The 15,654-nt window shown below is 64.0% G+C and carries 11 protein-coding genes; 4 read left to right on the top strand and 7 right to left on the bottom strand.

What is annotated here, in order from left to right:
• Window positions 1-11: 11 nt before the first annotated feature.
• The 4 genes from AC1RGE_RS31040 to AC1RGE_RS31055 all read right to left on the bottom strand — a co-directional run bounded on the left by AC1RGE_RS31040 (window position 12) and on the right by AC1RGE_RS31055 (window position 5,048).
• Window positions 12-1,682: a bifunctional protein-serine/threonine kinase/phosphatase gene (locus AC1RGE_RS31040; protein WP_492585658.1), complete on the bottom strand. Its 1,671-nt coding sequence runs from the start codon at window positions 1,680-1,682 to the stop codon at window positions 12-14.
• A 7-nt stretch (window positions 1,683-1,689) separates the two neighbouring features.
• Window positions 1,690-2,901, bottom strand: a complete 1,212-nt coding sequence (locus AC1RGE_RS31045; protein ID WP_492585660.1) for a nitrate/nitrite transporter — start codon at window positions 2,899-2,901, stop codon at window positions 1,690-1,692.
• Window positions 2,902-3,245: 344 nt separating this feature from the next.
• Entirely contained in the window at window positions 3,246-3,821 is a 576-nt protein-coding gene (locus AC1RGE_RS31050; protein WP_015634757.1) for an ANTAR domain-containing response regulator, read from the bottom strand.
• A 15-nt stretch (window positions 3,822-3,836) separates the two neighbouring features.
• Window positions 3,837-5,048: a CmpA/NrtA family ABC transporter substrate-binding protein gene (locus tag AC1RGE_RS31055; protein WP_492585662.1), complete on the bottom strand. Its 1,212-nt coding sequence runs from the start codon at window positions 5,046-5,048 to the stop codon at window positions 3,837-3,839.
• Between the two features lie 232 nt (window positions 5,049-5,280).
• Here AC1RGE_RS31055 and AC1RGE_RS31060 point away from each other — a divergent pair, with 232 nt between their 5' ends.
• A complete protein-coding gene (locus tag AC1RGE_RS31060; protein WP_011060197.1) occupies window positions 5,281-6,300 on the top strand; it encodes a quinone-dependent dihydroorotate dehydrogenase in 1,020 nt (339 codons plus the stop codon).
• 133 nt (window positions 6,301-6,433) lie between these two features.
• Here AC1RGE_RS31060 and rmf read toward each other — a convergent pair whose 3' ends face one another.
• Window positions 6,434-6,649, bottom strand: a complete 216-nt coding sequence (gene rmf / locus AC1RGE_RS31065) for a ribosome modulation factor (RefSeq protein ID WP_015634760.1) — start codon at window positions 6,647-6,649, stop codon at window positions 6,434-6,436.
• Between the two features lie 544 nt (window positions 6,650-7,193).
• On the opposite strand from rmf, the gene rlmKL reads away from it, so the two are divergent.
• Both rlmKL and AC1RGE_RS31075 read left to right on the top strand, forming a co-directional pair.
• Complete coding sequence (gene rlmKL / locus AC1RGE_RS31070) at window positions 7,194-9,458, top strand: bifunctional 23S rRNA (guanine(2069)-N(7))-methyltransferase RlmK/23S rRNA (guanine(2445)-N(2))-methyltransferase RlmL (protein WP_492585663.1); 2,265 nt, start codon at window positions 7,194-7,196, stop codon at window positions 9,456-9,458.
• A 136-nt stretch (window positions 9,459-9,594) separates the two neighbouring features.
• Complete coding sequence (locus tag AC1RGE_RS31075; protein WP_015634762.1) at window positions 9,595-11,994, top strand: sensor domain-containing diguanylate cyclase; 2,400 nt, start codon at window positions 9,595-9,597, stop codon at window positions 11,992-11,994.
• Window positions 11,995-12,036: 42 nt separating this feature from the next.
• On the opposite strand, the gene dacB is transcribed toward AC1RGE_RS31075, so the two are convergent.
• Window positions 12,037-13,497: a D-alanyl-D-alanine carboxypeptidase/D-alanyl-D-alanine endopeptidase gene (dacB, locus tag AC1RGE_RS31080; protein ID WP_015634763.1), complete on the bottom strand. Its 1,461-nt coding sequence runs from the start codon at window positions 13,495-13,497 to the stop codon at window positions 12,037-12,039.
• Window positions 13,498-13,731: 234 nt separating this feature from the next.
• Here dacB and AC1RGE_RS31085 point away from each other — a divergent pair, with 234 nt between their 5' ends.
• Entirely contained in the window at window positions 13,732-14,076 is a 345-nt protein-coding gene (locus tag AC1RGE_RS31085) for a YggL family protein (RefSeq protein WP_011060201.1), read from the top strand.
• 190 nt (window positions 14,077-14,266) lie between these two features.
• Here the strand turns inward: AC1RGE_RS31085 and AC1RGE_RS31090 are convergent, their stop codons facing one another.
• Window positions 14,267-15,457: a benzoate/H(+) symporter BenE family transporter gene (locus AC1RGE_RS31090; protein WP_015634764.1), complete on the bottom strand. Its 1,191-nt coding sequence runs from the start codon at window positions 15,455-15,457 to the stop codon at window positions 14,267-14,269.
• Window positions 15,458-15,654 lie beyond the last annotated feature (197 nt).

Genomic DNA, 15,654 nt, shown 5'->3' on the forward strand with positions numbered 1-15,654 from the left:
ACCCGATGGCCTCAGTGATGCAGCAGTGACAGCAACAAGATCAGGTTGAGCAGCAAGGCGAGCAGGGCGATGCCGCGCCAGACTTTCAGCGGTTCGCGTTCCAGTAATGGCCGCGATCTGGTGCTCAAGCTGCGGCGTTCGCCCTGTTCCAGCGCCAGTAGCCATTCTTCGGCAGTTTCGTAGCGCTGTGCCGGATCGGCATTCACTCCGCGCTCCAGGCTTTGTGCCAACCATTCCGGCAGGTCCGGGCGGTAGCGGCCGGGGTTCGTCGCTGCGCCGAAACGCGGGCGCTGGAAGGCTTCGATCTCGCCGTGGGGGTAGTGCCCGGTCAGCAGGTAGTACAGGCTGACGCCTACCGCATAGAGGTCCTGTTGCGGGCCGGGAGGTTCACCGTCGAAGGCTTCCGGGGCGATAAAGCTCGGGGTGCCGGGTAGCAGGTGTGCCGGGTCCGCCGAGAGGCCGGGGCAGTACGCCAGGCCGAAATCCAGTACCCGCAGTTCGCCATCGTCCCCCAGCAGCAGGTTGTCCGGTTTGATATCCCGGTGCAGGATCTGCCGCCGGTGCAGCAGACTGATTGCGCGTAGCAGATGCTCGGCCAGGGGCTGCCACTGGGCCAGGGGCAAGGGGCCGTTCTGGCGAAGCAGTTGTGCCAGGGTACGGCCCGGGTATTCGCGCATCAGGTAGTACAGGTGCTGGCGTGAAGTTGCGCTGTGTACCTGGGGAAAGTGACGCCCGGCAACGCGGCGCAGCAGCCATTCTTCGCATAGCAGTCCCTGGCAGGCCGTCAGGTCGTTGTGCAGGGCCGGGGGTAAGGTCTTCAGCAGCCAGGTTTGTTGCTGTTCGTCGTGTACCCGATACAGCAAGGCCTGCTGGCTGTGGCTGAGCAATGCCTCGACTTGCCAGCCCTCGAAGCGCTGGCCGGGTTTCAGCGGCGGCGGCAGGGGCCATTGCTGCAGCTGCAGCAGGGCGTCACCGAGGCTGCTTTCGCCGAGCTCATCGACTCGCACCAGCAGCGCGCTGGCGTTGTCCTGGCTGCCGGCCAGGTGGGCGGCGCGGACCAGGGTCTGTACAGCGCTGTCCGGGTCCGTCTGGTCACGCAGAATGGCAGCGATGGCGCTGTCGCCCAGGGTGGCCCAGACTCCATCGCTGAGCATCAGGAAGCTTTCGCCCTGGCGCAGTTCGCCGTCGAGGAAGTCCAGCACCAGATGTTGGTCCAGGCCCATGGCACGCTTGAGCACATGCTGCATGCCCGGTTGCTCCCAGACGTGGTCCTGGCTGATGCGTTGCAACTGCTGCCGGTGCCAGCGGTAGACCCGGCAGTCGCCGACATGGGCCAGGGTGAAGCGCCGGCCCCGCAACACCAAAGCGCTGAGGGTGGTGAGCAGTGGCTGGCCGCCGCCGTTGGCCTGGAGCCAACGATTCTGGGCGACCAGCAGGCGTTCCAGGGCTTGGGCCACAGCCCAGGTTTGCGGGGTGGCGTAGTAGTCCAGGGCCAGGGCCTGCACGCTTGAACGGGCGGCGAGGCCGCCGTCGGTGCACTGGCTCACACCGTCGGCGATGGCGAACAGCAGGCCTTTGCTTGCGGCCAGGTCCGGCGCCGGGGTGACCCGGCGCAGGGCGTCCTGATTTTCCGCCCGCGGTCCGGTGGCGCTGGCCTCGGCGTGGCTCAATTGCAGGCCCATGACGCCCTCAGACCCGCGCCGCAGTCACGGCGGCGGAGCCCCAGGTGGTTCTCCAGCGGCGCTTGACCCCGTGCAGGCCGAACCAGGCCAGGACCCCGAGACTGGCGAACAGCCACAGCGCCAGTTGATAGCTGCCGGTGCTCTGCTTGATCGCACCCATGCCCGCCGCCAGGGCAAAACCGCCGATGCCGCCGGCCATGCCGATCAGCCCGGTCATGACCCCTATTTCCCGGCGAAAGCGCTGCGGCACCAGTTGGAATACCGCGCCATTGCCTGCGCCGAGACCGAGCATGGTGCAGACGAACAGCACCAGCGCTGCATAGGAACTGGGCAGGTTGAAGCCCACGGCGGTGATGCACACCACCGCCACGCTATACATGCCGAGCAAGGTGCGAATACCGCCGAAACGGTCGGCCAGGGCGCCGCCCAGAGGGCGCATCAGGCTGCCGCCGAAGACGCAGGCGGCGGTGTAGTAGCCAGCGGTGACGGGGCTCAGGCCGTACTGGTCATTGAAGTAACCGGGCAGGGCGCTGGCCAGGCCGATGAAACCGCCGAAGGTCACGCTGTAGAAGAACATGAACCACCAGCTGTCACGATCACCCAGGGCCTTGAAGTAGTCGGCCATGGACTTGGCCTGGGGCCGTTGGGGGACGTTCTTGGCGAGCCAGGCGAACAGCGCCAGGGTCACCAGCAGGGGAATCAGGGCGAGGCCGAACACATTGCTCCAGCCATAGGCCGCTGCCAGTACCGGTGCCAGCAGGGCGGCGAACACCGTGCCGGAGTTGCCGGCACCGGCGATGCCCATGGCCTTGCCCTGGTGCTGCGGCGGGTACCACTGCGAGGCCAGGGGCAGGGCCACGGCGAAGGAAGCCCCGGCCATGCCGAGGCATACCCCCAGCAGCAGCGCTTGCTCATAGCTGTGGATGCCCAGCTTCCAGGCCATGAACAGCGCGCCGATGACGATCACCTGGCCGATCAGGCCGGCGGTCTTGGGCGACAGGCGATCGGCCAGCAGGCCCATGATGAAGCGCAGCACTGCGCCGGCGAGAATCGGCGTGGCCACCATCAGCCCGCGTTGCTGGGTGCTCAGGTGCAGGTCGGCGGCGATCTGCACCGCCAGGGGGCCCAGCAGGTACCAGACCATGAAGCTCAGGTCGAAATACAGAAAGGCCGCGAACAGGGTCGGGGTGTGGCCGGATTTCCAGAAGCTTGAATTCATCGCGCACCTCAGCTGATAAGAGTCGTTGGAGTCGTCATGAGCTTGCAGGTGGAGCGCCGCCACGGCCGCGCCACCGACCCCGGTCAGTGGGGCCAAAACGAAAAAACGTCGGCACCCGGCTCGTTGAGGGCGAGCAGGGCGCGCGACGTCTTTGTCGTAGGTGGGGCAACCGCCGTTGGTTACCGGTGTGGATCTGATAGCAAGAGCCGCGCCAACCTGCGGCCAATGCTGGCTCCCATGGGCAGGTTCGCTGTAGGAGCTGGCTTGCCAGCGAAGGCACCCTCAAGACTGGCACAAGGTTCAGAGGCCTATTCGCCGGCAAGCCGGCTCCTACGGGGCGCAGGTCAGCCCAGCAGTTCCTGCATGGCGATGATCTGTTCCGCGACCTGGATCAGCTTCTGCTGTTTGCTCATGGCCTGGCGACGCATCAGGGTGTAGGCCTGTTCTTCGTCGCAGTCCTTCATCTTCATCAACAGGCCCTTGGCCAGTTCGATGCGCTTGCGCTCGGCCAGTTGCTGGTCCCGGGCCTGGAGTTGCGCGCGCAGGGCCTGGTCGCTTTCAAAGCGCGCCATGGCCACGTCGAGGATAGGCTGCAGGCGCTGGACCTGGATGCCCTCGACGATGTAGGCGCTGACCCCGGACTTGATCGCCTGGCGCATTACCCCCGGATCGTGTTCATCGGTGAACATCACGATGGGCCGGGGTTGATCGCGGCTGACCAGCACCACTTGCTCCATGACATCGCGGCTGGGTGACTCGGTATCGATCAGGATCACGTCCGGACGCACCGTTTCGACGCGGCCCGGCAGGTCGATGGTCAGGCCGGATTCGTCAATCACCTCGAAACCGGCTTCGCTGAGGGCGGCCTTGAGCCTTCCGACTTTTTTCGCGGTGTCGTTGATCAGCAGGATACGCAGCATGTTCGCGGGCTCCGATCAGCGGTGGGCAACAAGGGGAGGGGTGCCGTTCATCGCATGCAGGCGGAAGCTGCGGGCATAGGCGGCAGGCTCAGAGCCGTCCCACACCTTGCCATCGATCAACTGGCTGCTGCGCATGTTCTGGCCCCAGGCGGCGATGCCTAGCGCGGTGGCGGCTTCGCGGTACAGCTCCAGCTGCTGCACGTGGCGAGCGACGCCCAGGTAATCCGGGTCTTCCCGCAGCAGGCCCCAGCGCCGGAACTGGGTCATGAACCACATGCCGTCGGACAGGTAGGGCAGGTTGACGGCGCCATGATGGTGAAAACGCAGGGCGTGGGGGTCCTGCCAGCGATTGCCCAGGCCGTCGGCGTAATCCCCCAGTAGCCGCGGCTCGATGCAGTCCAGCGGTGCATTCAGGTAATCGGCAGCGCTCAGCAACTGGGCGGTGCTGCGGCGGTTTTCCGGGCTTTGCTCGATAAAGCGGCTGGCTTCGAGAATCGCCATCACCAGGACCCGGGCGGTGTTCGGGTATTGCTCGACGAAGGCGCGGGTGCAGCCGAGGACTTTTTCCGGGTGATCCGGCCAGATCGCCTGGCTGGTGGCCAGGGTGAAGCCCTGATCCTGCTGCACTGCACTGGCGCTCCAGGGTTCGCCGACGCAGAACCCGTCGATGCGCCCGGCCTGCAGATGAGCCACCATCTGCGGTGGCGGCACCACTACGCTGTCGACATCCTGCAGCGGGTGGATACCCTGGCTGGCCAGCCAGTAGTACAGCCACATGGCGTGGGTACCGGTGGGGAAGGTCTGGGCGAAGGTCAGTCGTGCCCGGCTTTGGTGCACATGGCGGTCCAATGTCTCAGGGCTGGTCACCTTGAGGTTCTGCAGCTCCCGGGACAGGTTGATGCTCTGGCCATTCTGGTTCAGGCCCATGAGCACTGCCATGTCGCAGGGGGTGGTGCCGCCGATACCCAGGTGTACCGCGTAGATTAGACCGTACAGGCTGTGGGCGGCGTCCAGTTCGCCGCTCACCAGCTTGTCCCGCAGCCCGGCCCAGGAGCTCTGGCGCTTTAGGTTCAGAGTCAGTCCGTAGGGCTGGGCAAAGCCCTGGGTGGCGGCGACCACCACTGAGGCGCAATCGGTCAGGGCCATGAAGCCCAGGTCGATGGCGGACTTTTCCGGGGTATCGCTGCCGTTGACCCAGGCCAGCGGGGTGTTGGGGAGATCGGTCATGACGTGGCACCTTGCATAAAAAAGCGTCGTACCCGCCGACCGGGTGAGGCCGGGGCGGGTGACGACGCCATTGTCCTGGGACCTCAGCCGCCCTTGGCCGAGGTCTGCATGCACATGAGGGTGCAAGGCATATGCCAGCCCGGCGGGGATTTCACTTCGCGCCTCGCCTGCAAGCCCCGGGGCCGGCTATAATCGGCGCCCTATTTCGCCGCCAACCGAGTTCATCCCGCCCATGTATACCCTGGCCCGCCAGCTGTTGTTCAAACTCTCCCCGGAAACCTCCCACGATCTGTCCCTGGACCTGATCGGCGCGGGCGGGCGTTTGGGCCTTAACGGGCTGCTGTGCAAGGCCCCGGCGCAGATGCCGGTCAAGGTCATGGGCCTGGAGTTTGCGAACCCGGTAGGGCTGGCTGCGGGCCTGGACAAGAACGGCGCAGCCATCGACGGCTTCGCCCAATTGGGGTTTGGTTTTGTCGAGATCGGCACCGTCACCCCACGCCCGCAACCGGGCAACCCCAAGCCGCGGATCTTCCGCCTGCCCCAGGCCGAGGCCATCATCAACCGCATGGGCTTCAACAACCTCGGGGTCGACAACCTGCTGGCACGGGTCGCGGCCTCGCAATACAAAGGCGTGCTGGGGATCAATATCGGCAAGAACTTCGACACCCCGGTGGAGAGGGCGGTGGATGATTACCTGATCTGCCTGGACAAGGTCTATGCCCATGCCAGCTATGTCACGGTCAACGTCAGCTCGCCCAATACCCCGGGCCTGCGCAGCCTGCAATTTGGCGAGTCGCTCAAGCAACTGCTGGCGGCCTTGAGCCAGCGCCAACAGGAACTGACTGCGATCCACGGCAAGCGTGTACCGCTGGCCATCAAGATCGCTCCGGACATGAGCGACGAGGAAACCGTGGAAGTGGCCCGCGCCCTGCTTGAAACCGGCATGGACGCAGTGATCGCCACCAACACCACTTTGAGCCGTGAAGGTGTCGAAGGCCTGGAGCACGGCGCCGAGGCCGGCGGCCTGTCCGGCGCACCGGTACGGGAAAAGAGCACCCACACGGTCAAGGTACTGGCTGCTGAACTGGCCGGCCGTTTGCCGATCATCGCCGTGGGCGGCATCACCGAAGGCAAGCACGCGGCTGAGAAGATCGCTGCGGGCGCCAGCCTGGTGCAGCTGTATTCGGGGTTCATCTACAAGGGGCCGGCGCTGATTCGCGAGTCGGTGGATGCCATCGCGGCCATGGGCTGAGAGGGAAGGACAGCACGCGGGCATAAAAAAGGGCTCCTCGAAGGAGCCCCTGGGCCGAAGCCCGCCGCCCGGATGGGGCGTGCGTGGTTAAGTCGTCATCTATTCAAGTTTTAGGTGTCGGAATGTGCCCTGATCAGCCGACAGCGCGAAGTTCGTTGAGTCTGTGAATGCCCGCAGTGCCTGTCATACCGTCCCAGTTGTCGCCGCGTCCTTCTCGCCAGCCGTTAATCCAGGCTTGGCGTACCGACGGTAGAGTAAATGGGCAAAGCTCACGGGACTTGCCATTAACGCCATACTGATATCCGCGTAAAAACGCTTTTTCCAACGGATCACGCTTTAGTCTTCTCATAGGGTGTTTCCCTCACTTGTTGACTGTTTTATGTCCCGTCGACCTTCGTTGAGGTCGGGCAGATTGCTTCTGCCGTTGGTGCTCGCTGCCGGCGTCGCGAGCCTTGATGTTGACGCCGTTGCGGCGCCAACCTGTGTTGAGTTCTAACCAATAGGTCACAGCAAGTGAATGATCGTTTTGTCATAAGGACGTAACGATAATGCTGTCCAGGCCATAAGCCTGGGACGGTTTTGTAGCGTGCCTGTCACGCAAAGCCCCCTGTGATCAGCCTCTCACTAGATGATGAGGTTAATGCTTTAGTGAGAATGTCGAACGGTTGCACTCAACTACTATTCGACGAAGGGTCGACTTATGTCATTTTGTTGCCCTGACTTTTTATCTGTCCCGGCCTCTAAGCTCTTTTGCCCTGCAAGAAAGCCAGCCTGCCGGGGTGGGACGGCGCAGTTTCGCGCCACACGAGCGCTCTTGAAGAAAAGCGCTTGATTGAAAACCGAACGGGCGATGCGTTGCCCGTTCACTTATTGCTAAAGGCCCTGGTATTCCCATGTCGGATCGTTACGAAATCTTCCTCACCTGTCCCAAAGGCCTTGAAGGCCTGCTGATCGAGGAAGCCGTCGGGCTTGGCCTTGAGCAAGCGCGTGAGCACACTTCTGCCGTGCGCGGCTTGGCCGACATGGAGACAGCCTATCGCCTGTGCTTATGGTCGCGCCTGGCCAACCGGGTGCTGCTGGTGCTCAAGCGCTTCTCGATGAAGGACGCCGAGGATCTCTACCACGGCGTGCTGGATGTCGACTGGCAGGACCACATGCTGGCCGACGGCACCCTGGCCGTGGAGTTCAGCGGCCATGGCTCGGGCATCGACAACACCCACTTCGGCGCCCTGAAGGTCAAGGACGCCATTGTCGACAAGCTGCGCACTCCGACCGGCGAGCGCCCTTCGGTGGACAAGCTCAACCCCGACCTGCGGATCCACCTGCGCCTGGACCGCGGCGAAGCCATCCTCTCCCTGGACCTCTCCGGCCACAGCCTGCACCAGCGCGGCTACCGCCTGCAGCAAGGCGCCGCGCCGCTCAAGGAAAACCTGGCGGCGGCGATCCTGATCCGTTCCGGCTGGCCGCGCATCGCTGCTGAAGGAGGTGCCCTGGCCGACCCGATGTGTGGCGTGGGCACCTTCCTGGTGGAGGCGGCGATGATCGCCGCCGACATCGCCCCCAATCTCAAGCGTGAACAATGGGGCTTCACTGCCTGGCTCGGCCACGTGCCGGCGCTGTGGCGCAAGTTGCACGACGAAGCGCTGGCCCGGGCCCAGGCCGGCCTGGCCAAGCCACCACTGTGGATCCGCGGCTACGAAGCCGACCCGCGTCTGATCCAGCCCGGCCGCAACAACGTAGAGCGCGCCGGCCTGAGCGAGTGGATCAAGATCTACCAGGGCGAAGTGGGCACCTTCGAGCCGCGCCCGGACCAGAACCAGAAAGGCCTGGTGATCTGCAACCCACCCTACGGCGAGCGCCTGGGTGACGAAGCCAGCCTGCTGTACCTCTACCAGAACCTCGGCGAGCGCCTGCGCCAGGCCTGCCTGAACTGGGAAGCGGCGGTGTTCACCGGCGCTCCGGACCTGGGCAAGCGCATGGGCATCCGCAGCCACAAACAGTACTCGTTCTGGAACGGCGCCTTGCCCTGCAAGCTGCTGCTGATCAAGGTCCTGCCGGATCAGTTCGTCACCGGCGAGCGCCGCACCGCCGAGCAGCGCCAGGTGGAACGCGAGCAGGCCCAGGCCGCCGCGGACGAAGCACCTGTGCGCCAGTACAACAAGAATGGCAACCCGATCAAGCCGGCCCCGGCTCCTGCTCCCGTGGTTGAGCAGGCGCGCCTGAGCGAGGGCGGGCAGATGTTCGCCAACCGCCTGCAAAAGAACCTCAAGCAACTGGGCAAGTGGGCCAAGCGCGAGGGCATCGAGTGCTACCGTGTCTACGATGCCGACATGCCGGAATACTCCCTGGCCATCGACCTCTACCAGGATTGGGTGCACGTGCAGGAGTACGCGGCGCCCAAATCGGTGGACCCGGAAAAGGCCCAGGCACGTCTGTTCGATGCCCTGGCGGCGATTCCCCAGGCGTTGAATGTCGACAAGAGCCGGGTGGTGATCAAGCGTCGCGAGCGCCAGAGCGGCACCAAGCAGTACGAGCGCCAGAGTGCCCAGGGCCAGTTCACCGAAGTTCGTGAAGGCGGGATCAAGCTGCTGGTGAACCTTACCGACTACCTGGATACCGGGCTGTTTCTCGATCACCGGCCGATGCGCATGCGTATTCAGCAAGAGGCGGCGGGCAAGCGTTTCCTCAACCTGTTCTGCTACACCGCCACCGCCAGTGTGCACGCGGCCAAAGGCGGCGCGCGCAGCACCACCAGCGTCGACCTGTCGAAAACCTATCTGGACTGGGCACGCCGCAATTTCTCGCTCAACGGTTTCTCCGACAAGAACCGCCTGGAGCAGGGCGATGTGATGGCCTGGCTGGACAGCTGCCGTGACGAGTTCGACTTGATCTTCATCGACCCGCCGACCTTCTCCAACTCCAAACGCATGGAAGGGGTGTTCGACGTGCAGCGTGACCAGGTGCAGTTGCTGGACCTGGCCATGGCGCGCCTGGCGCCGGGGGGCGTGTTGTATTTCTCCAACAACTTCCGCAAGTTCCAGCTGGATGAAAACCTCGCCGCGCGCTACCAGATCGAGGAGATCACGGCGAAAACCATCGACCCGGATTTCGCCCGCAACGGCAAAATCCACCGTGCCTGGAAAGTCACCGCGCGCTGATGGCCGGATATGTCCCCGAGGCCTGTTTTTTCAGGTTTCGGGGGCTGTTTAGCGCTGGTCAAATTAGTGGCTAATAGCTATAACTCACACTTGGTCCGGATGATGCCCAAACTCGCTGGCGTGATGAGTTCTACTTATGCCTCTGCATGTTGTACGCCCGAAAATCCTGGGTTTCATAAGTGAAGAGGTATCTGCCTGGCTGGTGGCGGTGCTGGTCCTGGTTGCGGGCGGCATCCTCACCGGGCTCTTGGCCTGGTCCACCTACAGCCTGAACAAGCAGCAGGTGCGCCAGCGCTTCCAGTTGCTGGCCGGCGAACGCTACAGCCGCATCGAAGAACGCTTTCAAGACCAGGAGCAACGCCTGGACGGCTTGCGGCGCTTCTTTGTCAATTCCGACCTGGTGACCCGCCAGGATTTCGATGGCTACGCCAAACCCTTGTTGCGCCGCACCCAGGCCTATGCCTGGGCGCCTCTGGTGAGCCGCGCCCAGCGCCCGGGGTTCGAGCAGTCGATTCGCGATCAGGGGCTGCCGGGGTTTTCCATTTTGCAGTTGAATGCCACGGGTCAGATGGAGCCGGCCGGCGAGCACGATGACTACGCGCCGGTGCTGTACAGCCAGACCCAGAGCCCCCTGGGGTCGCCCCTGGGTTACGACCTCCTGGCTCAACCCCTGCGCCGAGCCACCCTGGAACGTGCTCGGGAACTCAATGGCCTGGCGGTCTCTCCGCCTTTGCAACTGGTGGCCGTGGACCAGGCCTATGCGCGAGGGGTGCTGCTGGCGGCGCCGGTCAGGCGCGCGCAGGATGCTTCCGGCCCCCAGGACCGGCCCTACGGCTATGTTCTGGCGATCATCAGCCTGCGGCAACTGGTGGCGGACGGCCTGCCGGTTCCTGCCAGCGATAACCTGTCGGTGCGGATTCTCGACCTGTCCACCGAGGGCCAGCACGAGGTGCTCTACGAGTCGAACAACCCGCCCATCAGCAGCAGCCTGACCGCCAGCCGCCTGCTGCGCCTGGCGGACCGGGACTATCAAGTGGACATACGCCCCAGCGCGGCCTTCCTGCACGCCAACCATTCAGCCCTGGGTAGCCTGGTGATCCTTGGCGGCATGCTCAGCCTGCTGCTCAGCGCCTTGCTCTACGTCCTGGTCAGCCAGCGTCAGCGGGCTCTGGCCCTGGTGGAGCAGCGCACCGAGGAGCTGCGTAGCAGCGAGCAGGCGTTGCGCGGCACCCACAGCCAGTTGCGCTGCGTGCTCAATGCCGCCACTCAGGTAGCGATCATTGCCACCGACCTGCGCGGAGTGATCAGCACTTTCAATGCCGGGGCCGAGCAGATGCTCGGCTACAGCAGCAGTGAGGCGGTGGGGCACCTGACCCTGGAAAGCCTACACCTGCCCGAAGAGTTGGAAAGCTGGGCCCAGAGCCTCACCCAGCGTTACGGCAAAGCCATCCCGGTGTCCCAGGCGATGTTGGTGGAAGAGGGCATGGCCGGCGGGCATGAGGCCCGGGAATGGACCCTGGTACGGCGTGACGGCAGCCATCTGCAAGTCAACATGCTGGCCACCCCGGTGCTCGACGACCAGGGGTTGTGGATCGGCCATCTGGCCATCTGCATCGATATCACCGAACGCAAGCGCGTGCATGAAGCCCTGGCCGCCCGTGACCGCTTGCTGCAGCGGCTCAGCGCCCACGTTCCCGGCGGGATCTATCAGTTCAAGCTGGACGCCGACGGACATACCAGTTTTCCCTATGCCAGCGATGGCCTGCGCGAGATCTACGAGATCGAGCCGCAACTGCTGCAGCAGGATGCCGAGGCGGCATTCGAGCGCATCCATCCTGAGGATGTGGAGCGGGTGCGTGAGTCGATCCGGGTTTCGGCGCAGCAGCTCAGTCCCTGGCGCGAGGAGTACCGGGTCTGCCTGCCGCAGCGGGGGGTGCGCTGGATGCGCGGCGCAGCGAGCCCGGAAAGCCTGCGGGGCGGCGGTGTGCTCTGGCACGGCTATATATCGGATATCTCCGATCTCAAGCGGGTCGAGGAGGAACTGCGGGCATTGTCGGTCACCGACTCCCTGACCGGTATCCACAACCGGCGCTATTTCCAGGAGCGGCTACAGGCCGAGATGCACCGCCTGGAGCGAGGTGGTGGCGTCATGGCGGTGATCATGCTGGACATCGACCATTTCAAGCGGATCAACGATCAGTACGGTCACGGTGTGGGGGATCAGGTGCTGCGCGGGTTGTGCGAGCGCATCGGCCGGCGCCTGCGGCGCATCGACGTCTTCTGCCGTCTGGGGGGAGAGGAGTTCATGGTCCTGTGCCCGGACACCAGCGGCCAGCAAGCGCTGATTCTGGCGCAGGAGCTGTGGCACGGTGTGCGCAGTTCGCCGATCGGGCCGGTAGAGAGTGTCACCGCCAGTTTCGGTATCGCCAGTTGGCGTGCGGGGGAGGGTGCAGATGAGCTGCTGCTGCGGGCCGACTCTGCGGTCTATGCCGCCAAGCAGGCGGGGCGGGACCGGGTCCTGATGGAACAGCCGTGAACACTGGCGGCGCGCAAGGCTTGCCGCCGCCAGCGTCGCCGCTTACAGCACCGAAGCGCTGGTCGCCAGTTTCGGCTGGCGGTACAGGTCCAGCAGGACCTGGTCGAGTACCGAAGAGGCGCCAAATGGCCGTGGGTCGTTGAGGATTGCCACCACCGCCCAGGTATTGCCGTTGTCGTCGCGGCTGTAGCCGGCGATGGCGCGTACGGTGTTCAGGGTGCCGGTCTTGATGTGCGCCTCACCGGACATGGCGGTGCGCTTGAGGCGCTTGCGCATGGTGCCATCCATGCCGGCGATCGGCATCGAGCTGATGAACTCGGCGGCGTAGGGGCTCTTCCACGCCGCTTGCAGCAGGCCGGCCATTTCCCGGGCACTGACCCGCTCGGCACGCGACAGGCCGGAACCGTTCTCCATCACCAGGTGCGGCGAGGTGATGCCTTTCTTCGCCAGCCATTGGCGCACCACACGCTGGGCTGCCTTGGCGTCGTCGCCATCGGCTTCGTTGCGGTACTTGGCCCCCAGGCTCAGGAACAACTGCTGGGCCATGGTGTTGTTACTGTATTTGTTGATGTCGCGGATGATTTCCGCGAGGTCCGGAGAGAAGGCGCGGGCCAGGACCTTGGCATCCTTGGGTACCACGGCCAGGCGATCCTGGCCCTGGATGCTGCCGCCCAGCTCGCTCCAGATCGCCCGCACCGCGCCGGCGGTGTAGGTGGCGTGGTCCAGCAGCGACAGGTAAGTCTGGGAACTGCAACCATCACCCAACTGCCCGCCGACGGTCACGATCACGCTGCCATCGGCCTGGGTGACGGGGTTGTAGCGCACGTCTCCGGTGCACTGCTTGGTGTTGACCGCCTTGACCTGGTTGTCGATGCGGATCTTGGCGATCGGCGGCTCCACCGAAACCAGGACCCGTCCTGAGTCATTGCGGGCAACGAAGCGCAGGGCCTTGAGGTTGACCATCAGGGCGTCCGGCTTGACCAGGAACGGCTTGTTCTCGTCGTTGCCATCGTCATTGAATTCCGGCAGTTGCGGCTGCACGAAGAAGTTGCGGTCCAGCACCAGATCGCCAGTGACTTGCTGTACGCCATTGGCCCGCAGGTCACGCATCAGCAGCCAGAGCTTCTCCATGTTCAGCTTGGGGTCGCCGCCGCCCTTGAGGTACAGGTTGCCATTGAGGATGCCGCCGCTGAGGGTGCCGTCGGTGTAGAACTCGGTTTTCCACTGGTGGGTCGGGCCGAGCATTTCCAGGGCTGCGTAGGTGGTCACCAGTTTCATGGTGGAGGCCGGGTTCACCGATACGTCGGCATTGAAGATGGTCGGGGTGCCGGGGCCGTTCAGGGGAATCATCACCAGGGACAGGGCGTTATCCGGAAGTTTGCTGGCTTTGAGGGCTTGCTGGACCTTGGGGGTCAGGGTGGTGTTGACCGGAGCCGCGGAAACGGGAAAGGCCAGGGGGAGAAAAACACTGGCCAGCAACAGAGGACGCAACGATTTGATCATATGAAATGGAACCCTGCAGTCGAGGGGAAAAAAGGCGAGGGCATGCAGATAAAATCCCTCAGTGGTCATGAAAGTGTCGGCATTATGCCCCAAGGTATAGCGGCTTGTGCCGTGCCACGGGCCGCTGGGGCGGTATTTTTTTTACCAATGGCAGGGTCGCATCCTCATAGAGTCAGGCAATCGCCGGCCTAAACTGGTAAAGTGCCGCCCGTTATTACTTATGAGGATTGTTCCATGGCCACTAACCGTTCCCGCCGTCTGCGCAAAAAACTCTGCGTAGATGAATTTCAGGAGCTGGGTTTTGAGCTGAACCTGGATTTCAAAGAAGGTCTGGCTGACGAAGCTATCGACGCTTTCCTCGACGCATTCCTCAAAGAAGCGATGGAAGCCAACGGCCTGGGCTATGTAGGCGGCGACGACTTCGGTCTGGTTTGCCTGAGCAAGCGCGGTTCCGTCAGCGAAGAGCAACGTGCCACCGTTGAAGCCTGGCTCAAGGCGCGCACCGAGCTGACCACCGTTGAAGTCAGCCCGCTGCTGGACGTGTGGTACCCGGACAACGCGATCAACCCAGTCGCGTGATGTCATGCATGAGCGACCCGTCCGGGTCGCTCATGCGTTGTTGCCCGAGGGCAACCTGTCGATTTTCCCCTTTGTATCCTTGCCTCTGCCACGGGCCAGTCCCGGGCGTTGTCGTGGGCGCCGTTCGCCGGCAAGCCGGCGCGTGAGCGAGCGCCGGTCGGTGTAGAAGCCGGCTTGCCAGCGAAGCCCTTCAGGCGCTGCGCCAGTTCAGGATCATCAGGGTCACCACCCCGGCAACAATTCCCCAGAACGCCGAGCCGATGGAGAACAGCGTCAGCCCCGACGCCGTGACCATGAAGGTGATCAGCGCCGCTTCCCGTTCCTTCACTTCGCTCATGGCGATGCTCAGACCGTTGATGATCGAACCGAACAGCGCCAGGGCCGCGATGGACAGCACCAGCTCCTTGGGCAGGGCGGCGAACAGCGCCGCCAGGGTGGCGCCGAAGACCCCGGCGATGCCGTAGAAAATCCCGCACCACACCGCCGCGGTGTAGCGCTTGCTGTGATCCTCATGGGCATGGGGGCCGGTGCAGATGGCGGCACTGATGGCCGCCAGGTTGATGCCATGGGAGCCGAAGGGCGCCAGCAGCAGCGAGGCCAGCCCGGTGGCGGTGATCAGCGGCGAAGCCGGGACGTTGTAGCCGTCGGCCCGCAGCACGGCGATCCCCGGCATGTTCTGCGAGGTCATGGCCACCACGAACAGCGGAATGCCGATGCTGATGGTGGCGGCCAGGGAGAAGTGCGGCGTGGTCCATACCGGGGTCGCCACTTCCAGGTGAAAGCCGCTGAAGTCCAGCAGGCCCATGGCCCCGGACAAGGCCGTACCGATCAGCAGCGCAGCCAGTACCGCATAGCGCGGCGACAGGCGCTTGACCACCAGGTAGGTGAGGAACATGCCCAGCACCAGGCCGGTGCGGTGCTGGGCGGCGACGAAGATTTCACTGCCGATCTTGAACAGAATCCCCGCCAGCAGGGCCGCCGCCAGGGACGCCGGGATCTTTTTCATCAGCCGCTCGAAGCTGCCTGTCAGGCCGCACAGGGTCACCAGCACGGCGCAGGTGATATAGGCGCCGATGGCTTCGCCGTAGGTCACTCCGGACAGGCTGGTGATCAGCAGAGCGGCGCCGGGGGTCGACCAGGCGATGGTGATGGGGGTGCGATAGCGCAGGGAGAGGCCGATGCTGCACACCGCCATGCCGATGGAAATGGCCCAGATCCACGAGGAAATCTGACCGCTGGTCAGCCCGGCGGCCTGCCCGGCCTGGAACATCAGCACCAGGGAACTGGTGTAGCCGGTCATCATGGCGATGAAGCCGGCCACTATGGCAGACGGCGAAGTGTCGGCCAGAGGGCGTAGCTGCGCGGGAGTGGCATCGGACATTACTGCTGTTCCTTGTTCTTGAAAGACGCAAAAAACCACATCCGGCGCGCATTGATCGAGGCGGGCTCGAGCAATGGGCCAGTAATGGGGTTCAAGGTCCAAGCCTAAACTTAAAAGTAACTTTGCATTGCAATACAGCCGTGACTACAAATAGCCGTACAGTCGTTGAACAAGTCGCGGGCCCGACAACACTTTTT

This window comes from Pseudomonas sp. GW823-FHT02C05 (assembly GCF_058797595.1).